The organism is Christiangramia lutea, from assembly GCF_022489035.1.
Taxonomy (GTDB): domain Bacteria; phylum Bacteroidota; class Bacteroidia; order Flavobacteriales; family Flavobacteriaceae; genus Christiangramia; species Christiangramia lutea.
Genome location: NZ_JAKVTV010000005.1, coordinates 166,402 through 186,790, shown reverse-complemented (window position 1 = coordinate 186,790; position 20,389 = coordinate 166,402). Strand labels below are relative to the sequence as shown.

The 20,389-nt window shown below is 39.6% G+C and carries 17 protein-coding genes and 1 tRNA gene; 12 read left to right on the top strand and 6 right to left on the bottom strand.

Going from position 1 to position 20,389, the window contains the following annotated elements; translation table 11 throughout:
• The first annotated feature begins 17 nt into the window (after positions 1–17).
• The 3 genes from ML462_RS14225 to ML462_RS14215 are packed head-to-tail and all read left to right on the top strand — an operon-like array spanning position 18 to position 3,992.
• A complete protein-coding gene (locus ML462_RS14225) occupies positions 18–2,228 on the top strand; it encodes a RelA/SpoT family protein (RefSeq protein WP_240714492.1) in 2,211 nt (736 codons plus the stop codon).
• Positions 2,229–2,252: 24 nt separating this feature from the next.
• Entirely contained in the window at positions 2,253–2,708 is a 456-nt protein-coding gene (locus tag ML462_RS14220) for a Fur family transcriptional regulator (RefSeq protein WP_026934828.1), read from the top strand.
• Positions 2,709–2,720: 12 nt separating this feature from the next.
• Positions 2,721–3,992 (top strand): adenylosuccinate synthase, encoded by a 1,272-nt coding sequence (locus ML462_RS14215; RefSeq protein ID WP_240714491.1) that lies wholly within the window; start codon positions 2,721–2,723, stop codon positions 3,990–3,992.
• A 79-nt stretch (positions 3,993–4,071) separates the two neighbouring features.
• Here the strand turns inward: ML462_RS14215 and ML462_RS14210 are convergent, their stop codons facing one another.
• A complete protein-coding gene (locus ML462_RS14210; protein WP_240714490.1) occupies positions 4,072–4,944 on the bottom strand; it encodes a ferritin-like domain-containing protein in 873 nt (290 codons plus the stop codon).
• 24 nt (positions 4,945–4,968) lie between these two features.
• Complete coding sequence (locus tag ML462_RS14205) at positions 4,969–5,763, bottom strand: ferritin-like domain-containing protein (RefSeq protein WP_240714489.1); 795 nt, start codon at positions 5,761–5,763, stop codon at positions 4,969–4,971.
• Between the two features lie 278 nt (positions 5,764–6,041).
• Between ML462_RS14205 and ML462_RS14200 the strand changes: the two genes are divergently transcribed.
• From ML462_RS14200 to ML462_RS14165, 8 genes are all read left to right on the top strand, one after another.
• Positions 6,042–7,766, top strand: a complete 1,725-nt coding sequence (locus ML462_RS14200; RefSeq protein ID WP_240714577.1) for an OstA-like protein — start codon at positions 6,042–6,044, stop codon at positions 7,764–7,766.
• A 7-nt stretch (positions 7,767–7,773) separates the two neighbouring features.
• The gene (locus ML462_RS14195) at positions 7,774–8,973 is read left to right on the top strand and encodes an aspartate aminotransferase family protein (protein ID WP_240714576.1); all 1,200 of its coding nucleotides are present in this window, start codon (positions 7,774–7,776) and stop codon (positions 8,971–8,973) included.
• Positions 8,974–9,060: 87 nt separating this feature from the next.
• The gene (locus ML462_RS14190; RefSeq protein ID WP_240714488.1) at positions 9,061–10,458 is read left to right on the top strand and encodes a tetratricopeptide repeat protein; all 1,398 of its coding nucleotides are present in this window, start codon (positions 9,061–9,063) and stop codon (positions 10,456–10,458) included.
• Between the two features lie 39 nt (positions 10,459–10,497).
• On the top strand, positions 10,498–11,436 hold the full coding sequence (locus ML462_RS14185; protein WP_240714487.1) for a DUF368 domain-containing protein: 939 nt from the start codon (positions 10,498–10,500) through the stop codon (positions 11,434–11,436).
• Positions 11,423–12,439, top strand: coding sequence for a DUF368 domain-containing protein (locus ML462_RS14180; RefSeq protein ID WP_240714486.1), 1,017 nt, complete (start codon positions 11,423–11,425; stop codon positions 12,437–12,439). Before ML462_RS14185 ends, ML462_RS14180 begins: the two co-directional genes overlap by 14 nt.
• Positions 12,436–13,164 (top strand): shikimate dehydrogenase family protein, encoded by a 729-nt coding sequence (locus tag ML462_RS14175; protein WP_240714485.1) that lies wholly within the window; start codon positions 12,436–12,438, stop codon positions 13,162–13,164. Before ML462_RS14180 ends, ML462_RS14175 begins: the two co-directional genes overlap by 4 nt.
• A gap of 120 nt (positions 13,165–13,284) precedes the next feature.
• On the top strand, positions 13,285–15,639 hold the full coding sequence (locus ML462_RS14170) for a DUF349 domain-containing protein (protein WP_240714484.1): 2,355 nt from the start codon (positions 13,285–13,287) through the stop codon (positions 15,637–15,639).
• Positions 15,640–15,648: 9 nt separating this feature from the next.
• Positions 15,649–16,275 (top strand): class I SAM-dependent methyltransferase, encoded by a 627-nt coding sequence (locus tag ML462_RS14165; RefSeq protein WP_240714483.1) that lies wholly within the window; start codon positions 15,649–15,651, stop codon positions 16,273–16,275.
• On the opposite strand, the gene mazG is transcribed toward ML462_RS14165, so the two are convergent.
• From mazG to ML462_RS14145, 4 genes are all read right to left on the bottom strand, one after another.
• Positions 16,276–17,049, bottom strand: a complete 774-nt coding sequence (gene mazG / locus ML462_RS14160) for a nucleoside triphosphate pyrophosphohydrolase (RefSeq protein WP_240714482.1) — start codon at positions 17,047–17,049, stop codon at positions 16,276–16,278.
• Positions 17,050–17,144: 95 nt separating this feature from the next.
• Positions 17,145–17,220, bottom strand: a tRNA-His gene (locus ML462_RS14155).
• A 60-nt stretch (positions 17,221–17,280) separates the two neighbouring features.
• Positions 17,281–17,997, bottom strand: a complete 717-nt coding sequence (gene bshB1, locus ML462_RS14150) for a bacillithiol biosynthesis deacetylase BshB1 (protein ID WP_240714481.1) — start codon at positions 17,995–17,997, stop codon at positions 17,281–17,283.
• 17 nt (positions 17,998–18,014) lie between these two features.
• Positions 18,015–19,163: a trans-sulfuration enzyme family protein gene (locus ML462_RS14145; protein WP_240714480.1), complete on the bottom strand. Its 1,149-nt coding sequence runs from the start codon at positions 19,161–19,163 to the stop codon at positions 18,015–18,017.
• Positions 19,164–19,342: 179 nt separating this feature from the next.
• On the opposite strand from ML462_RS14145, the gene ML462_RS14140 reads away from it, so the two are divergent.
• Entirely contained in the window at positions 19,343–20,389 is a 1,047-nt protein-coding gene (locus ML462_RS14140) for an NAD(P)-dependent alcohol dehydrogenase (RefSeq protein WP_279324118.1), read from the top strand.

Sequence of the window (20,389 nt, the reverse complement as noted above, 5' to 3'; positions counted from 1 at the left end):
AATTGTATTTTTAGCCTATGACAGAGGCAGCAATAGCAAAAGAAAACAAGCAAATTGCAAGGCAGTATAAGGAGTTACTGCGTATAAGTTATCAAACACTTTCTGAAGATGACAAGAAACTTATCAGGAAGGCGTTTGATACGGCAGTTGATGCGCACAAAGACCAGCGCCGTAAATCTGGGGAAGCCTATATCTTCCATCCCATTGCCGTAGCAAAAATAGTAGCATCTGAGATTGGACTTGATGCCACCTCCATTGCGGCAGCATTACTTCACGATGTGGTAGAAGACACTAAATATACTCTCGATGACCTAAGGGAAATGTTTGGTGAAACCGTGGCAAAGATCGTGGACGGACTCACAAAAATATCAAGCCTTAAAAAGGACAAAGATGTTTCCCTGCAGGCAGAGAATTTCAGGAAAATGCTGCTTACCCTGAATGATGACGTAAGGGTAATTATTATTAAGATCGCAGACAGGTTGCATAATATGCAAACCATGGATGCAATGCGACCGGACAAACAGGTGAAAATTGCTTCGGAAACACTTTATATTTACGCTCCCCTGGCCCACCGAATTGGGTTATATAATATTAAAACCGAACTGGAAGACCTGGGACTGAAATATACCGAGCCGGAAGTTTACCAGGATATCCTCACCAAGATCAAGGAAAGTAAGGAAGAGCAGGATGCCTATATTAAAGAATTCAGCAAGGTTATCCAGGATAGCCTGGACAAGGAAGATCTTGATTATGAAATTAAAGGTCGTCCGAAATCGATCTATTCCATTAACAGAAAGATCAAGGCCCAGGATATAAGTTTTGATGAAATCTACGATAAGTTTGCGATCAGGATCATTTACAATAGTGAACCTTCTCAAGAAAAATTCCTGGCCTGGAAAATATATTCTATCGTAACAGACCACTTCAGGCCTAATCCCACGAGATTAAGAGACTGGATCTCTTCCCCTAAATCTACCGGATATGAAGCCCTACACATTACGGTAATGGGACCAAAAGGCAGATGGGTGGAGGTGCAAATTAGAAGCGAGCGCATGAACGAGATCGCTGAGAAAGGTTATGCCGCTCACTATAAATACAAGCAAGGTAAAAATAACAAAGAGGAAAGAGGGTTTGAAGAATGGGTTACCCGTTTGCAGGAAGCACTGGAAAGTCCGGATGTAAATGCCGTAGATTTTGTAGAGCAATTCAAACTGAACCTCTACTCCAAGGAGATTTTTGTTTTTACTCCGCAAGGAGATCTAAAATCCCTGCCAAAAGGTTCTACGCCATTAGATTTCGCCTTCAGTATTCATACAGAAATTGGTATACATACGCGTGGAGCACGGGTAAACAATAAACTTGTACCTCTTAGTCATGAACTTAAAAGTGGTGACCAGGTAGAGATCATAACTTCAGATAACGCCAAACCAAATATAAACTGGCTGGATTATGCGAACACTGCGAGGGCACGAGCCAAAATAAAATCTTCTCTGAAGGAAGAGAAAAAAGAAATCGCCGAAGAAGGAAAAGCCATACTGGCCAGGAAATTAAAGGCCCAGAAAATTCAGTTCAACGAGAAATCTATTAATGAACTGGTAGTTTTTTTCAATCTTAAAACAAGCCTGGACCTTTTCTACCGGGTTGGAATTGGAAAGATCGACAATAAAATGCTGAAGGATTTTGCAAATTCCAGAAGCAATGCTCTGGTAAGTTATTTTAAAAATAAGATCAAAAAGTCGCAGGTCGCAACAGATCTTGACAAAGAAGAGATCACGGCCAAGTATGACCAGCTGGTTTTCGGAAAGGAAGAAGAAAAGCTGGAATACAAATTATCCAATTGTTGTAATCCAATTCCAGGGGATAGCGTTTTTGGTTTTATTTCAGTAAACGACGGCATAAAAGTTCATAAGAAGGACTGCCCGAATGCTCTTCAGCTACAAAGCAATTACGCCTACAGGATCATCCAGGCAAAATGGATAGACAGTTCTCAACAGGACTTTGTTGCCGTGATCAGGCTGCAGGGAATAGACAACCTGGGTCTTGTTAGTGAGATCACTAAAGAGATCTCCAGCAATATGCACGTGAACATGAAAAACCTGAATTTTGACAGTTCAGACGGGATCTTTAGCGGGCGGATCACCCTGGTTGTGAAGAATAATAATATCCTGAATACCATCATTCAAAGGCTGAAAAAAATTAACGGGATAGACAAGGTTAGCCGTGAATAAACTTATACCTTTGCAAAGCAAATTATGAGCAAAAAAGTCGTAAATAAGAACGACCAGGCGGTCGTTAAGAACGTTTTCACTAAATATCTTGAAGAAAAAGGACACCGGAAAACTCCGGAGCGTTTTGCTATTCTTCAGGAGATCTATAATTCTGATGATCACTTCGATATTGAGTCTCTTTATATTAAAATGAAGAACAAAAAATATCGAGTGAGTCGGGCTACACTTTATAATACTATTGAATTATTACTCGAGTGTGGTTTGGTAAGAAAGCATCAGTTTGGTCAGAATCAGGCACAATATGAAAAGTCTTATTTTGACAGGCAGCACGATCATATTATACTTACAGATACCGGAGAAGTGATAGAGTTTTGCGATCCCAGGATACAAAGTATCAAACAAACCATTGAAGAGGTTTTTGATATTGAGATCAAGAAACATTCACTCTACTTTTACGGAAATAAAAAATCAACCAATTAAGTTTAGAAATTCATGGCAGTAGATTTACTACTAGGTCTTCAATGGGGTGATGAAGGAAAAGGCAAAATTGTTGACGTCCTTACCTCAAAATACGATATTATTGCTCGTTTTCAGGGTGGCCCTAATGCCGGTCATACATTAGAATTTGACGGTCAGAAACATGTTTTACACACTATCCCATCTGGAATTTTCCACGATGACAGCATAAACCTTGTAGGTAATGGTGTAGTGATAGACCCGGTGATCTTTAAAAGAGAACTGGATAACCTGGCAAAACATAATATCGATTATAAGTCTAAGCTACTTATTTCAAGAAAAGCTCATTTAATCCTTCCAACGCACAGACTTCTGGATGCAGCTTCTGAAGCTTCAAAAGGAAAGGCAAAAATAGGATCTACTCTCAAAGGAATAGGACCTACTTATATGGACAAGACTGGAAGAAATGGATTGCGTGTTGGCGATCTTGAACTAGAAGACTGGAAAGAGAGATATCGTGCCCTTGCCGATAAGCATGAGAAAATGATCGCTTTCTACGATGTGAATATTCAATATAACCTGAAAGAACTGGAAAGAGAATTCTGTGATGCCGTGGAAACCCTGAAGGAATTAACTTTTATAGATAGCGAAGAATACCTTCACAGATCGATGAAAGAAGGTAAAAGTATCCTTGCTGAAGGAGCTCAGGGCTCTTTACTGGATATAGATTTTGGAACTTATCCATTTGTGACTTCTTCGAATACTACGGCAGCCGGAGCCTGTACAGGTCTTGGAGTTGCACCAAGAGAAATAGGCGAAGCATTCGGTATTTTTAAAGCTTATACCACCAGAGTTGGTAGTGGTCCCTTCCCTACCGAACTTTTTGATGAAGTAGGTGAAAAAATGGGACGCATAGGAAATGAATTTGGAGCCACCACCGGTAGAAAAAGAAGATGTGGATGGCTGGACCTTGTAGCATTGAAGTATGCCGTTCAGGTGAATGGTATTACCCAGCTAATTATGATGAAAGGTGATGTGCTTAGCGGGTTTGACACCTTAAAAGTATGTACAGCTTATAAATACAAAGGAGAGACTATAACTCACCTTCCTTATAATATTGAACCTGAAAATCTTGAACCTGTTTATACAGAAGTAAAAGGATGGAAAGAAGATCTCACAAAAATGACCGATTCTTCTTCACTGCCAAAGGAATTCAATGATTATGTAGACTTCCTGGAAAAGGAACTGGAAACACCTATTACCATCGTTTCTGTTGGTCCCGATAGAAAACAAACAATTAAAAGATAGATTTTTTTCTATTGAAATAGAAAAAGCCCCGCTTCTGGCGGGGCTTTTTCGTTTATAGGATATTAATTTTTCTTATTCACTATCCGTCTGAATCATCTCCGTCTGAATCGGAAACGATAAACAGGCTTGCTATCGCAGTTGCGGTTTCGGCAGTTATTGGTTCATCAAAAGCCTGAGTAACCGCTTCGGTTACATCACCTACAATAGGGTCTGCAAAATTTAGCCCGGTTACGTTTACTCCGCCCTGCATCACATTCTCTTCTCCATCATAAACCGCCTGAGTTGCTTCTGGCATACCATCGCCTCTCATACTTCCGGTGATCCAACCTTCCAGGCCTCTAATTCTTCTAATTTCAGAAGCGTGTCTTGCCTCTACCGAATGGATTTGAAGCGCTGGTTCCAGAAATGCTGTACCCATTAAATTTCCAGCCTGTCCTTTATAAGCTCTCACTCCAGTATCTTCAAAAGCCTGAGCTAATGCTAGTAATTGAGCATAAGCTGTTTCCTGACCAATTCCATTATCGTTAAAAGGATCAAAAGCTCCCCCGGCAGTAAAATCAAAGGTTGGAGATTCTACGGGAGTTGCTCCTGCACCTTCCAGTCCTGCACGCAGAAAATCTACGTGAGCAGATTCGTGCTTAGAAATTTGCATATATACAGTTTCTGCACGTCCTGCTGGCAGCACTCCAGATTCTAAAGCTTTTATATAGAATTCAGCTTCGAGATATTCTAGTGTAAGTGCTAATTGTAAAGCATCGACTGCAGAATTCCCCTGGAAAAAAGCAGCTGTAGCCGCTTTTGCTTTTCCGGAAGTTGCCAGACCAAATGGCACTGCAGCTGCTGCTGCCTTTTTCCCAAAAGATCCCAATGTATTGAACATCTCTCTTCTAGAAGAAGATTTTGTTGTTAGTTTTTCAGATGAAAATTCATCCAATAATTTTATTATACTCATAATTTTGTTTTTAAGGTTAGTAGATTATGCTCCGGTCATTGGTTCTGGCAGATTGTCTGCTGTAAATTCAGTGACAATAAAACCACCTGCAATGTCAAATACTTCAGATGGGTCATAAGCCACGTCCAGTCCATTTTCAGGATTAACTATATCATCCCCGGCAAAATCTGCGGAATCTGGATTTATCAGGGAACGTATCGCTGAAGCATGTCTTGCCTCGACAGAAACGATCTTTCCGGCCAGGGTGAGATAGGTAGCATCCGCAATTCTATCTCCTGCTCCATTATATGCACCTACTCCTGTATCTTCCAGAGCCATTGCTGTTGCTAGAACAGAGTCTCTACTATCAAAATCTATAGAGGAAACATCAAATTCAAGATCGGGTAATGTATTTTCTTCTCCAGCAGCCGCTGTGATGGCAGCCTTAAAAAAGTCTCTGTGAATTACCTCATGATTGTAAAGGTCGTCCATTAGATCCTTCTCTTCCTGAGGAGCACCGGCATAATAACCCCCGGCACGAACCTGTGTATAAAATGCTGCCTCAAGCTGTTCCAGGGCATATGCATAATTTAGTATACCAACATCTCCGCTTCCAAGGTCAAATACTTCATCTCCTGGATCTGTTGGTTCCATAGGATCTGGATTTGAAGGAGATTGAGGATTTCCTGGATCGAATTCTTCCTCACTACATCCGTAGAGTAGAAAACTTGTTCCTGCAATTCCAAGTCCACTCATTTTAATGAATTTCCTACGGGAATTATTTTTCGATTTTTTGGAAGACGCTTCCACAACATCCACCTTTACTAAGGGTTTTTTCATAATTAAATTTTTAGTTTCATAGAAACATACGGAGACAATTCAGCATCGGTTTGCCTTAAAGAGTTAAGTTTATCTTAAAGCCATCTTATTTTGTGAATGTTTAAGAATTTAAACATTTTTTTATACTGCCTTTAAGAAAGTTTTTAAAGCGCATAGCTTTTTTCTACTAGTATGTTCACAGAAAATGCTAGCCGTAAATTTCTTACTTTTGAAAAAAATTCAGCTTCTTGAAAACTTACTTTTTTACCATATTCCTTTTGCTTTTTTCTTTTCAGTTAATGGCTCAGACGAATCAGGAAATCAATTATGATTCAGACCGAACACTGAAGAATGAAGATAAATATCCAGGCGCTTTAATCCTTAGTAAAGTCAACAACCAGGTTTATTTCGATCATGACGGAATTGAGGTTTGGTGCGATAATGCCGTTTTTTATAAAAACGCCAATTTCTTCAAGGCCTACGGTAATATTCGAATGCAACAAGGAGATAGTGTTAGAATGACAAGTAATTATGCGGAATATAATGGTAATACCGAATTTGCTTTTGCCAGCGGAAATGTAAGAATGACCCGGCCCCAAACTACTCTGGAAACAGACAGTCTTTTCTTTGACCGATTAAAACAACAGGCTTACTATAGAAGTGGTGGAAAAGTAACCGATACCGCTAGTGTTCTTACCAGCACGGTAGGGCGTTATTATATGGAAGAAGATAAATACAGTTTTATTAACGAGGTTGTAGTTACCAATCCAGAATATACCATTAACTCTGAGCAGCTGGATTTTTATTCTGAATCGGGACATGCCTATTTATATGGTCCTTCCACTATTGTAAGTGAAACGAGCACGGTTTATTGTGAAAGAGGTTTTTATGACACAAGGGCAGATAATGGCTATTTCGTAAAGAACTCCCGAATAGATTATGAGAACAGGATCTTAAAAGGAGACAGTCTGTACTTCAACAGGGAAAATAGTTTTGCATCAGCTACTAATAATATACGGGTAATAGACACCATTAATGACAGCCAGGTTACTGGTCATTATGCCGAGGTTTTCCGGGATAAAGATTCAGTATTTATCACAAAAAAAGCTGTTGCGGCAAGTTTACAGGAAAGAGATACCCTATTTATTCATAGTGATACTATCATGATCACTGGTAAACCCGAAAAGAGGATAATTAGAGGTTTTTATGATGTTAGGATCTTTAAAGAAGACCAAACCGGCGAGAATCCTATGAGTGGTCGAAGCGATTCTATTTATTCAGATCAGGAAACAGGACTTACCAAACTTATAAATATCAGCAGCATGGGGAATGGCAAACCGGTACTCTGGTCGGGCAACAATCAAATGACCGGGGATAGTATTCACCTGCAAAGCAATACTAAAACGGAGCAGCTTGATTCTTTACTGGTTTTTGATAATGCTTTTCTTATTCAAAAGGATACCATTGAAGGTTACAATCAACTAAAAGGAAAGGAACTTACCGGTTATTTCAAGGATAATTCGATGGAACGGGTTATAATAGACAAGAATACCGAAACGCTCAATTACATGCGGAATGAGAATAACGATTTGATCGGAATCAATAAAACGCTCGCGAGTTCGGTAGAGATATTCTTCGAGGAACAGCAGATACGGGACATCTATTATTATAATCGTGTGGACGGCAATCTCACACCAGAACAGGAATTTCCGCCAAATGCCCGACAGTTGCAGGGGTTCAACTGGCGTGGTGAGGAACAGATACTTTCCAAGGAAGGCCTTTTTAAGGATCAGCCCGAACCGGAACTAAAAAAGATCAAGGGTATAGCTTTACCCGATGAACCTGAAGAATTTTTTGAAGAACGGGAGGAGGACGACCTGTTACTCAACGAAAATTCAAGACTGAATCCTAAGATCCTTCAGAACAGGAAAGCGGACAGTCTTAATTTTAAAACTGACACGATCCAGAACACCATCAAGGAAAGCCTTAAAGAAAATGACAGCTTGAAAAAGTCAATTGAATAATGAAGTGTTGAAGGAAGACTTTATAAAATATCAGGCACAAACTACTCCGCATCCACTCGCATTGGAAGTTTCTCATGCTAAAGGATCTTATATCGTAACAACAGACGGTAAGGAGCACCTCGATTTTGTTGCTGGTGTATCGGCCTGTAGCCTGGGGCATTCCCACCCAAGGGTTGTAAATTCCATTAAGAAACAGGCTGAAAAATATCTTCATGTGATGGTATATGGCGAATATGCCCAGAAACCAGCCGTAGAACTAACCAGGCTTCTTGCAGAGCATTTACCAGATCCTTTAAACAAAACCTACCTCGTGAACTCAGGGACAGAGGCGATTGAAGGAGCCATGAAACTTGCTCGCCGGGCAACCGGAAGAAGCCAGATTATTGCTGCGAAAAGTGCGTATCATGGAAATACTATGGGTTCTTTAAGCCTGATGGACTATGAAGAACGGGTGAAGCCATTCAGACCATTGATAGGCAATATTTCTTTTATTGCTTTTAATAAAGAAGAAGATCTTCAAAAAATCACTTCAGAAACTGCCGGGGTAATCCTGGAAACCATCCAGGGCGGAGCTGGTTTTATCATGCCTGTGAATGATTATCTGAAGAAAGTGAAGGAAAGGTGTCAGGAAGTTGGAGCCTTGCTTATTCTTGATGAGATCCAACCCGGTTTTGGACGAACAGGGAAACTCTTTGGATTCGAAAACTTCAAAGTGGTTCCAGATATTGTCGCTCTGGGTAAAGGAATGGGCGGAGGCTTACCTATAGGTGCTTTTTCAGCATCAGAAGAATTAATGGACCTGTTAATGGATAATCCCAAACTGGGTCATATCACGACTTTCGGAGGGAATCCTTTAATTGCATCAGCAGCTTTGGCAACTCTAAGGGAAATCACTGATACCGACCTTATTCAGCAGGGCCTGGAAAAGGAAAAATTGTTCAGAAAACACTTACAGCATCCTCTTATTGAAGAAATTAGAGGAAAAGGTCTTATGCTCGCCCTTATTCTAAAATCTGCCGAAATTGCCGATAAGGTTGTTTTAAGAGCTAAAGAAAAACAACTCATTCTCTTCTGGCTATTGTTCGAAAAACGGGCAGTGCGGCTTACTCCGCCACTAACCATCTCTAATGAGGAAATCCTGAAAGGTTGTGGCATTATTGTTGACATACTCTGTGAGATTGAAAACAATGACAGGGATGTTAATTAATTTGTTAACAACAATAGAGAGTATTTCCCAAATCACTTTTAATCATTTATAACTTTAGTACAGTAGAAATCCCTTAATCCCTCTCTTATGCAATTAAGCCATAACGAAGAAGATAATTTCTCACTTGCCCGATTCGAATCTATGCTTAAAACTAATGATGTTTTGTTCTTCGATTCGAATGAGTTTGAAAACATTATCAATCATTATCTTGAAAATGGTAAGATCTCGCTTGCCAAAAGGGCCGTGAAGATGGGGCTGGCTCAGCACCCTACTTCTGTGAATTTAAGGTTATTCAAGGTAGAAATCCTAGTTTTTGAAGACAAACTCGATCTGGCAGATGGAATTCTAAATGAGCTAAAAGAACTGGAAACTTCAAATGAGGAGATCTATATTCAAAAGGCTCAGATCTATTCTAAAAGGGATATGCATACTGAAGCGATCAAAATGCTGCAGTCTGCACTGGAAATTACATTAGAGGATGCTGAAATATTTTCTTTAATGGGTATGGAATACCTTTTCCTGGAAGATTTCGAAAATGCGAAATACAGTTTCATGAAGTGCCTGGAGGCCGATGAGGAAGATTATTCCGCACTGTACAATATTATGTATTGTTTTGATTTTCTTGAGCAAAAAGAAGAGGCAGTAGATTACCTCAACATGTACCTCAACAAGAACCCATATTGTGAAGTAGCCTGGCATCAGGTTGGTAAACAATATTTCGATCTTAAAGAATACAAAAAGGCTCTTGCTGCATTCGATTTCGCAATTATAAGTGACGACAGGTTCGTAGGTGCTTACCTGGAAAAAGGTAAAGTGCTGGAAAAACTGAAGCGTTACAACGAGGCCATCGAGAATTACAATATCACCCTGGAGCTGGAAGACCCTACTTCGTTCGCCTATTTGAGAATTGGTAAATGCTTTGAAAAAATTGGATGTGACGATCTGGCATTAAAGAATTATAAACAAACGGTACACGAGGATCCCCTTCTTGATAAAGGCTGGATTGCGATCACCGATTTTTACATAAAAAGACAGAACTTCCAGAAGGCGCTTTATTACATTAATAAAGCCATAAATATTGATGAGGAGAATGTACTTTACTGGAAAAGGTATGCCAAGATCAATAACCGTCTAAATTTTTATGAGGAGGCTGAGCAGGGGTATAAAAAGAGCCTTGAATTAGGAAATTACGAGCTTGAGACCTGGATCACCAGGTGTGACCTTCTGATAAACTTAGGAGAGTATGAAACTGCAATTAGCAGCATGCTTCAGGCGCTGGAGTTTTATCCAAACACAGCTGAAATAGAATACCGCCTTGCCGGTTTGTTCTTCTGCACAAACAAAGGAGAAAAAGGTTATTTTCATTTGAATAATGCTCTAAAAATCGACTCTGAATATTATATTATAATTGAAGAGTTATTCCCAGATATTTTTAACCGAAAAAGCGTAAGACAAATTATAAATTCCTTCGTAAAGCTCTCTTAGTAATTTTGCTACCTTTGGGCGAAATCATAAAGAAAGAAGATGCAACGAAGTTTTTCCGATTACCTTAAAGTCACCTTTAAGGGAATGGCCATGGGTGCTGCCGATGTTGTTCCTGGTGTTTCAGGTGGTACCATAGCCTTTATTTCAGGAATCTACGAAGAATTAATATCAACTATTAGTGGGGTAAATCCATCGCTGCTGTCTACCTGGAAAAATGATGGTTTTTCGGCTATGTGGAAAGAGCTGAATGGAAATTTTATAGTGGCTCTATTCACCGGGATCCTGATAAGCATCTTCACCGTAATGCGCCTTGCAAATTACCTTCTTGAGAATCACCCCGTACTTATATGGGCTTTTTTCTTCGGTCTTGTGGTTGCCAGTATTTGGTTTGTCGCCAAACAGATTCCTAAATGGAATTTTAAGATCATACTGGCATTAATAATTGGTGCCGGGGTTGCCTATTATATAGTTAGCCTCCCTCCTCTTTCACCTAATTCAAGCAGCTTATTCCTATTCTTTGCCGGCGCTATAGCCGTTTGTGCCATGATCCTGCCTGGAATTTCCGGAGCTTTTATCCTTGTTTTGCTTGGAGCCTATAAGTCGGTTACCGAAGCTGCTCATGATTTTGATATTAAGACACTTGGTATTATAGGTTTGGGCGCCATATTTGGTTTACTTACTTTTTCTAAAGTCTTAAAATGGCTATTTGTACATTACAGCAATATTACACTAGCCGTATTAACAGGTTTTATTGCCGGCTCCCTTAACAAGATCTGGCCTTGGAAAGAAATACTGGAAACCGAGATGTATGGTGATAAAGAAGTTGTTCTTAAAGAAGCCTCTGTACTTCCATGGAACTTCGATGGAGACCCACAGACATTATGGGCCGTTTTATTGATGCTGGCAGGTTTTTTTCTGATCATATTTCTGGAATACATAGCAACCCAAAGCCCAAAAGTTCCAGATGCAGCAAACTAGAACGTTTACCGATAAGATCCTGCTTGTACTTAAGGGTCTTGCCATGGGCGCCGCGAACAAAGTTCCAGGTGTATCCGGTGGTGTGGTAGCGTTCGTAGCAGGCTTCTATGAAGAATTTATTTATTCCCTTCAAAAGATAAACCTTAAAGCCTTTAAACTCTTGATATCTGGCAGATTTAAAAGCCTTTACCGTTATGTAAATGGTAAATTTTTAGGTTTGTTGATACTGGGAATGCTTATAAGTTATTTCAGTGTTTCAAAGATCCTGGATTACCTGATAGTACATTACGAACTTTATGTATGGTCTGCATTCTTCGGAATGATCATAGGTTCTATCTATTATATAAGTAAAGACTTTGGAGAATGGGATCGTAATTCGATTTTATTTGCAGCACTGGGGATCCTTGCCGGAATTGGCATCAGTTTTCTGGAACCTGCCAGGGAAAATGATAATCTATGGTTCGTTTTTATTTGCGGGATGATAAGTGTTTCCGGAATGACCCTCCCTGGACTTTCTGGGAGTTTTATCCTGATCCTTCTCGGCAATTACGTTTTACTTCTCGTAGATTCGGTAAATGCGCTGTATGATACGATGGCCGAAGTAATCCTGCTGGATTTCAGTTTTGTCGATAATTCTGAAAGACTAAGGATGCTACAGGTGCTCGTGGTGTTTGCGGCCGGTTCCCTGGCAGGCCTTGTTTCCTTATCTCATCTTCTGGGCTATGTTCTGAAAAAAAGCAAAAAGGAAACCTTTGCCGTAATTATAGGTTTTATTACCGGTTCCTTAGGAGTGGTATGGCCATGGAAGGAAAAAATTTATAAACTTAATGAGACCGGAGAGCCACTCATAGACCGGGAGGGCAACAAGATCATCGATAATTATGACCGTTACCTGCCTGATATTGGTACTTCCGAAACCTGGCTGGCCATATTTTTTATCCTAATTGGAATATTCATTGTGCTTGGCCTGGCCTGGTATGAAAATAGAAATTCTAAGCAATGAAAACATTCGGACTAATTGGCAAAAATATCGACTACTCTTTTTCAAGGAAGTATTTTTCTGAAAAGTTCTACATTGAAAACCTGGACGCTCAATACCTCAACTTTGATATTCCTACCATTGAAAAATTTCCAGAGGTCATTGGACAGAATTCAATTAATGGATTGAATGTAACCATTCCTTATAAGGAAAAAATAATTCCATTTCTTGATAGGCTCGATTCCCACGCTGAAAAAATCCAGGCCGTAAATACCATTAAATTTGAGAATGATGGAAGTCTTACTGGTTACAATACCGATTACTGGGGATTTTCCAATTCTCTGAAACCTTATTTACAAAAACACCATAACCGAGCTCTTATTCTGGGAACGGGAGGAGCTTCAAAAGCAATCGCCTATTCCCTCAAATTGCTTAATATTGAATACAGTTTCGTTTCAAGAAAATCAATAGAAGGTCATTTAACCTATTCTGAGCTGGATGAGAAGATTCTTGAAGATCATCCTCTTATCATAAACTGCACACCTTTGGGAACTTCACCAAATATTGAAGCTTACCCTGAAATTCCGGTGGAATTCATTTCAAAAAAACACCTCATATTTGACCTGATTTACAATCCTTCAGAAACTATGTTACAGAAACTCTGTTCCGAACAGGGATCGCAAACCCTTAACGGGTTAGAGATGCTCAAGCTCCAGGCAAACAAGGCATGGGAGATCTGGAACTCCTGATTTCGGACTATTTTTTCACGCATATCAGTTACATAAATAAAACCAATCTCTTGTTCAATTTTAGGGGAGTTGTTATCTTTCAGAAATAATAGATTTTGAGGAACCCTAACATTGAAATACATGTCACAGCAAGAAAATGAAAACAAGAAAAAAGAGCATTCTTCCGAAGAAGCAAAGAAGCCTGAAGAGGTAAAAAAAACGGAAGAAAGTTCTTTGAAAGAGAGCAAAGACGAAATGCAGGCGGAATCTGTTGGTGACCAATCAAAAGATACTACGGAAAAAGCTTCAAATAAATTGGAAAACACCAAAATGGAAGGTGAGAATTCGGGCTCTACCGACCATGAAGATGCCATGCTAAGCGAATCTGCATCAGGTAAGGCAACTTCAGATCAGAAAGAAAGAGAAAAGGAAAATCCAGACGAAGATCCCTATACTGAAATTGAAGGAGAAGAAGCAGAAAACCCCTTTTTTAAAGAACCTGAAGTCTTGAAAAAAGACTCCGAAGAAAACGAAAAGGAAAATAAGGAAAAGAAAGTTTCAGACTCTACAGATCATGAAGACGCCATAGTATCTGAATCTGCTTCCAGGAAACAAGCTGCCGATAGAGATGAAGATGATGACGATGATCTGGAAAGTGATATTGGTGATGCGGTGGTTGGAGAACGAAAAAAATCTTCAGGAAAGGATCATCAAGAAGATATGGATGATGCGGTTGCTGAAGACAGTGAAGATGAAAGCGCTGGAGAACGCCATGATATAGAGAAAAAAGATTACCATTCTATGAGTCAGGAGGCCCTGGCTGATGAACTGGAAAGCCTGCTTAAAAAGGAAAAAGTACAGGCCATCAAAGAGCATGTGGCTGAAATACGTTACGAATTCAATGCGAAGTTTGACGAGGAAATGGAGGAGAAAAAAGAAGATTTTCTTGCCGATGGAGGGAACATTATAGATTTCCACTACTCTACTCCATTGAAAAAACGCTTCAGCTCGCTATATTTTGATTATAAAGAAAGGCGTAATGATTATTACAAACGCCTGAAAAAGGACCTCAACGAAAATCTTCAGAAACGACTGGAACTTATCGAGGAACTAAAAGGTTTACTGGATGTAGAAGAAAATATCAATACCACTTATAATCATTTCAAAGAAATTCAGGAAAAATGGCGTACGGCCGGACCTATACCCCGGGATAGATATAATAATGTCTGGAACACTTACCACCACCATGTGGAAAATTTCTATGATTTCCTTCATCTTAACAGGGAGTTCAGGGATATGGACTTTAAACATAATCTTGAACAGAAATTAAAAGTGATAGACCGTGCTGAAGAACTTGTGCAGGAAGATAATACCAACCGTGCTTTCCGCGAACTGCAAATGCTGCACAAGATGTGGAAGGAAGAAATTGGCCCGGTCGCTAAGGAATATCGTGATGATATCTGGGAAAGGTTTAGCGCTGCCACAAAGCAGATTCATGACAAGAGACAGGAATATTTCAATAAGCTCGACGAGCAGTATGAAGAGAACTGGGAACGCAAACAGCTTATCATTGACAAGATAAAGGAGATCGCTGAAGAGGATTTCGACAGTCATAACAAATGGCAGCAGAAAATAAAGGAGATCGAAGCTTTAAGGGAAGAGTTCTTCAACGCAGGGAAAGTTCCACGAAGCAAAAATCAGGATACCTGGAATGCCTTTAAGGAAAACGTTAGAAAATTCAACCGTAAAAAGAATGCTTATTATAAAAATCTGAAAAAGCAACAGTATGAGAACCTTGAAAAGAAAAAGGAACTGATACAAATCGCTGAGGATAATAAGGATAGTGAAGATTTTAAAACGGTGACTCCTCTTATGAAGAAGATACAGGCCGACTGGAAGAAAATTGGGCATGTACCAAGAAAAGACAGCGATAAGGTTTGGAAACAGTTCAAAAAAGCATGTAATCATTACTTCGACCGCATGCATGCACAGAGAAATGAGGACAATAAAGAGGAGATCGAAGCTTTCGAAAAGAAAAAAGATATTCTGGACAAGGTAAAAGATATCGAGCTTTCAGGAAACAAGAAGGAAGATCTTCCAAAAATAAAAGAGCAGATAAATGCGTGGAAAGAAATAGGAAAAGTACCATACAACAAACGTTTCATAGAAGGTAAATTCAACAAAGCTCTAGATCAGTTATTCAAAAAAATGGATGTTGATCATACCAAGGCCGAAATGATGAAATATGAGAATAAGGTACAGGCTCTTGATGATGCTGATGATGAAAAAAGAATCAGGAACGAACATTATTTCCTTACCAAAAAGATAGAAGAGACCAAATCTGAGATTAGACAGCTGGAAAACAACCTTCAGTTCTTTTCAAACGTAGACGACGATAACCCACTCGTACAGGAGGTTCACAAGAATATCGAAAACCATAAAGCCGATCTTGAAGTGTGGGAAGAAAAACTAAGAAAGATCAAGTCGCTTTATTAAAATATGAAAATGCCTTGCAGTTTATGCAATTGCAGAACCCGGAAATTTGCAGTTATAAATGATCGGGAATTTTTGCAGTGTGAAGAGTGCAAGGCAATTTTACTTTCTTCAGAGTATTACTTAAGTCCCAGGGAAGAGAAGTCTAGATATAGCCTGCATAACAATGACGTTAACGATCCAGGTTACAAAGCATTCGTTAGCCCGATAATTAACCAGGTAAAGTTAGATTTCAAACCCGAGGCAAATGGGCTCGATTTTGGATGCGGAACGGGGCCAGTAATTACTTCCGAGCTCAAAAAGGCTGGATTTAAGATGGAACTATATGATCCTTATTTTCAACCAGAGAAAAAAGTACTCAAAAACCAATATGAATTTATTGTGTGTTGCGAGGTTATGGAACACTTTCAGGATCCAAAAAAAGAGTTCAAACTATTAAGGTCACTTTTAAAACCTCATGGAAAATTATATTGTAAGACGGCGATCTTGAATTCCAGTATCGAATTCGAAAACTGGCATTACAAGAACGATCTTACCCATGTTTTTTTCTATAAAAACGAAACCCTTCAGTGGATAAAGGAAAACCTTAATTTCTCCGGACTTAAGATCTATAAGAATTTTATAGTTTTTAGTAACTGATCACTGCTTTTTAGCTTCATTCCAGAATACATCCATTTCTTTCAGGGTCATATCCCTTAAAGCCTTATCTTTTTCCTTCGCTTTAGATTCAAGGTATTGGAATCGCTTTATAAACTTCTTGTTTGTGCGTTCGAGCGCGTTCTCAGGGTTTATGTTAAGAAACCGGGCATAATTGACCATAGAAAAGAGAACGTCCCCAAATTCGGCCTCTATTTCATCTTTATTATCCAGGGTCACCTCATGCTGCAATTCCTCCAGCTCTTCTTTCAGTTTTTCAAAAACCTGTTGCGGCTCTTCCCAGTCGAAACCTACCCCGGCTACCTTATCCTGGATCCGGTTTGCCTTTACCATCGCGGGTAAGGATCTGGGCACACCTTCCAGAACACTTTTTTTACCTTCCTTAAGTTTAAGGTTTTCCCAGTTTTTCTTTACATCCTCCTCATTCTCTACTTTCACATCACCATAAATATGAGGATGGCGGTCAATTAATTTATCACAAATACTGTTAGCTACATCTGCGATATCAAAATCATTAGTTTCGCTTCCTATTTTTGAATAAAAAACCAGGTGTAACAGTACATCTCCTAGCTCCTTTTTGATCTCATCCATATCCTTATCCAGGATCGCATCACCAAGTTCATAAGTCTCCTCGATAGTAAGGTGCCTTAAAGACTCCATGGTTTGCTTCCTGTCCCAGGGACATTGCTGCCTGAGTTCATCCATGATCGTTAATAATCTGTCGAATGCTTTAAGCTGGTCTTGTCTGGAATTCATGGCAAAAAGATTTTGGTAAAAATAAGTTTTCAAAGGTGGATATCCTTAAAAATGAACCACAAAAAAAGCCTCTCTAAAAAGAGAGGCTCTTGTAAGGGTGGAAGACCGGTTTCGAACCGGCGACCTCCGGAACCACAATCCGGCGCTCTAACCAGCTGAGCTACAACCACCATTTGATTAGCGGATGCAAATGTAAGTTATTTCAACTATTTCGCAAAGAAAAAAATTCAATTATATAAGATCAAAAACAGAATCTACCGCTACATTTCTTTCTACGGTGAAACCTTCAGCATGTTCTGTGTTGATAAGTCTTCCCATGTCCTGAGCACGGTAAGTGATGCTATCCAGAAAGTTACTGCTAGAAATTGGGGTATCTGGTTCATCGCTAGTCTCATCGAAGAACTGAGATCTATAGGCTAAAACAGATTCAAATTTTTTATCCATATAACCTGAAATGTCCACTACAAAATCTGGCTTAAGGTTTTTCCACTGGATATAATGATAAACATGTTTTGGTCTCCAGGCAGCTTGCTTATTGCCCTCCAGGATGGTTTCTATCTTTCTTAAGCCACTTAAAAAGCAAGCATCGCTAACCAGTTTAGAGCCTTTAGCATGATCTATATGCCGGTCTTCAACCGCATTGCAAAGAACGATCTCCGGCCTGTATTTCCTAATTATTTTTATGACTTCCAGTTGATGCGCAGTATTATTCTCAAAAAAAGCATCGCTGAATTCAAGGTTATGCCGCATTTTAACTCCTAAAATATCTGCTGCTGCTTTGGCTTCCTTATCCCTGATTTCTGCCGATCCTCTTGTTCCCAGTTCCCCTCTGGTTAGATCCAGTATCCCAACTTTCTTCCCGCGGTCTACCTCTTTGGCAATAGTTCCTGAGCAGCTTAGTTCTACATCATCGGGATGGGAACCCACCGCCAGTATATCTAATTTCATATTTAAAAACTTCTATTTTATTTACAATTCTTTATCGCCTGGTCTAAATCTTCTATAAGATCTTCAGTTTCTTCGATCCCAACCGAAAATCTTAACAGGTTGTCCTTTATACCCTGCTTTTCTCTTTCCTTTTCACTTAACAGCCCATGAGAGGTTTTGGTTGGTAACAGAATAGTACTTTCCACACCAGCTAAGCTCATCGACGGTTTTATCAATTTTAAAGACTTCATAAAGCTGGAAGCATTTATCTTTTCATCCAATTCAAAAGAAAGCATACCTCCAAAGCCTTTCATTTGCTTTTTAGCCAGTTCATGATCTGGATGATCCTTCAAACCTGGGTAGTAAACTCTGGAAACATCTGAATGAGAGTTTAAGAATTCTGCCAGTTTTTGAGCATTTTCATTCTGGGCTTTCACCCGAATTCCCATGGTTTTGATACTTCGCTCCAATAGCCACACAGTATAATCACTAAGGCTGCCTCCAAAATTCTTAGCCATTTGGAAAATACGGTCAATTTTTTCTTCCGAAGAAATTACCGTTCCGGCCAGGATATCGCTATGACCTCCCATATATTTGGTCGCCGAATGTATTACCACGTCTATTCCAAAATCTATAGGATTCTGATTTACTGGTGAAGCGAATGTATTATCGATCATACTCACCAGATCATGTTTTTTAGAAATTTCAGCAACTGCCTCTAAGTCTGTTATTTTCAGTAATGGATTTGAAGGAGTTTCAATATAGATCACCTTCGTGTTATCTTTAATTTCAGCTTTAAAAGAATCAGCCTGTGCATCTTTCGCAAAAGAATATTCAATACCAAATTTGTCGAATTCCTCTGTGGCCAGATTACTTGTTCCTCCATAAAGTGAATCCTGGAAAACAACATGATCACCTGCCTTCAAAAAAGCCATAAGGGAGGTACTTACCGCGGCCATACCGCTACCGAAGATCAGCGAAGCTTCTCCGTGTTCCAAAGCAGCCATTTTTTTTGCCAGTGCAACCTGGTTTGGGGTATTAAAATAACGGGGATATCTTTTAGTCTCAACATCTTCGAATGCATAGGAGGTGGCCATATATAAAGGTGAAACAGCTCCTTTGAATTCTTTGTCTTCCAACTCTCCTACATGGGTACAGATGGTGTTGATACCTTTGGCTTTATTCATAAATCGATATTAAAAAAATTGAGCCCTAATGTACTAAGAATTCTTCTAAACTCCTTCCGGTGAAAGGTTCTGTAGCCATTAGCCTTGAGACAGAAGTTAATTAAAGTTAAACATTCCATCCCATTTTCGTGAGTGTTTGCAATTTCGGTAACTTTAAGACTAAACTAAATTCGAAAATGATGAAGAAAGTAAATGCATACGGAGCCCAGGCCAGCGATGCCAACCTGGAAGCGATGGACATTAACAGAAGAGATATTTTACCAGATGATGTAAAAATCGAGATCGACTACTGTGGTGTATGCCATAGTGATATACACCAGGTAAGAAATGACTGGGGAAATAGTAAATATCCAGTGGTTCCTGGGCATGAGATCATAGGCCGGGTGACCGAAGTTGGTAAGGATGTCAAGAATTACAAGGTTGGAGATCTTGTAGGAGTTGGATGTATGGTGGATTCCTGCCAGGAATGCCAGTCCTGCAAAGATAATCTAGAGCAATATTGTGAGAACGGCATGGTGGCAACCTATAACGGTGAAAATAAACATCTTGGTGGTCACACCTTTGGGGGATACTCTGAAATGGTAGTAGTTAGGGAAAAGTTTGTACTGAAAGTTCCTGAAAATCTTGACACAAAAGCTGTTGCACCACTATTATGCGCGGGTATAACTACCTGGTCTCCACTTAGACAATGGAAGGTAAAAGAGGGAGATAAAGTGGGTGTCGTTGGTTTAGGAGGTCTTGGCCATATGGGAGTAAAATTTGCCAGCGCCCTTGGAGCCCACGTGGTAATGATCACTACTTCACCGGAAAAGGCTGAAGATGCTAAAAGACTTGGTGCAGATGCAGTGCTTATTTCTAAAAACCAGGATGAGATGAAAAAACATCAGGGTACCTTCGATTTTATTCTGAATACGGTTCCTGTTGGTCATGATACTAATCCTTATATCGGCCTGTTAAAACGAGATGCAACCATGACCCTGGTTGGAGCCATAGATGAAGTGGATATTCACGGTGGCGGACTCGTAATGGGAAGAAAAAGACTGGCCGGTTCTTTAATAGGCGGTATAAAGGAAACTCAGGAAATGCTGGATTTCTGTGGAGAGCATAATATCGTTTCAGATATTGAGATGATCGATATTCAGAATATTAATGAGGCTTTTGACAGGGTTGTAAATTCTGACGTGAAATATAGGTTCGTCATAGATATGAAATCTATAAAGAACTAA

Coding starts and splice junctions, on each gene's coding strand:
- ML462_RS14200 (WP_240714577.1), top strand. CDS start 6,042: ATGGCTCAGACGAATCAGGAAATCAATTATGATTCAGACCGAACACTG.
- bshB1 (WP_240714481.1), bottom strand. CDS start 17,997: ATGAAATTAGATATACTGGCGGTGGGTTCCCATCCCGATGATGTAGAA.
- ML462_RS14180 (WP_240714486.1), top strand. CDS start 11,423: ATGCAGCAAACTAGAACGTTTACCGATAAGATCCTGCTTGTACTTAAG.
- ML462_RS14165 (WP_240714483.1), top strand. CDS start 15,649: ATGCCTTGCAGTTTATGCAATTGCAGAACCCGGAAATTTGCAGTTATA.
- ML462_RS14215 (WP_240714491.1), top strand. CDS start 2,721: ATGGCAGTAGATTTACTACTAGGTCTTCAATGGGGTGATGAAGGAAAA.
- ML462_RS14140 (WP_279324118.1), top strand. CDS start 19,343: ATGAAGAAAGTAAATGCATACGGAGCCCAGGCCAGCGATGCCAACCTG.
- ML462_RS14145 (WP_240714480.1), bottom strand. CDS start 19,163: ATGAATAAAGCCAAAGGTATCAACACCATCTGTACCCATGTAGGAGAG.
- ML462_RS14175 (WP_240714485.1), top strand. CDS start 12,436: ATGAAAACATTCGGACTAATTGGCAAAAATATCGACTACTCTTTTTCA.
- mazG (WP_240714482.1), bottom strand. CDS start 17,049: ATGAATTCCAGACAAGACCAGCTTAAAGCATTCGACAGATTATTAACG.
- ML462_RS14210 (WP_240714490.1), bottom strand. CDS start 4,944: ATGAGTATAATAAAATTATTGGATGAATTTTCATCTGAAAAACTAACA.
- ML462_RS14185 (WP_240714487.1), top strand. CDS start 10,498: ATGCAACGAAGTTTTTCCGATTACCTTAAAGTCACCTTTAAGGGAATG.
- ML462_RS14190 (WP_240714488.1), top strand. CDS start 9,061: ATGCAATTAAGCCATAACGAAGAAGATAATTTCTCACTTGCCCGATTC.
- ML462_RS14225 (WP_240714492.1), top strand. CDS start 18: ATGACAGAGGCAGCAATAGCAAAAGAAAACAAGCAAATTGCAAGGCAG.
- ML462_RS14220 (WP_026934828.1), top strand. CDS start 2,253: ATGAGCAAAAAAGTCGTAAATAAGAACGACCAGGCGGTCGTTAAGAAC.
- ML462_RS14205 (WP_240714489.1), bottom strand. CDS start 5,763: ATGAAAAAACCCTTAGTAAAGGTGGATGTTGTGGAAGCGTCTTCCAAA.
- ML462_RS14170 (WP_240714484.1), top strand. CDS start 13,285: ATGTCACAGCAAGAAAATGAAAACAAGAAAAAAGAGCATTCTTCCGAA.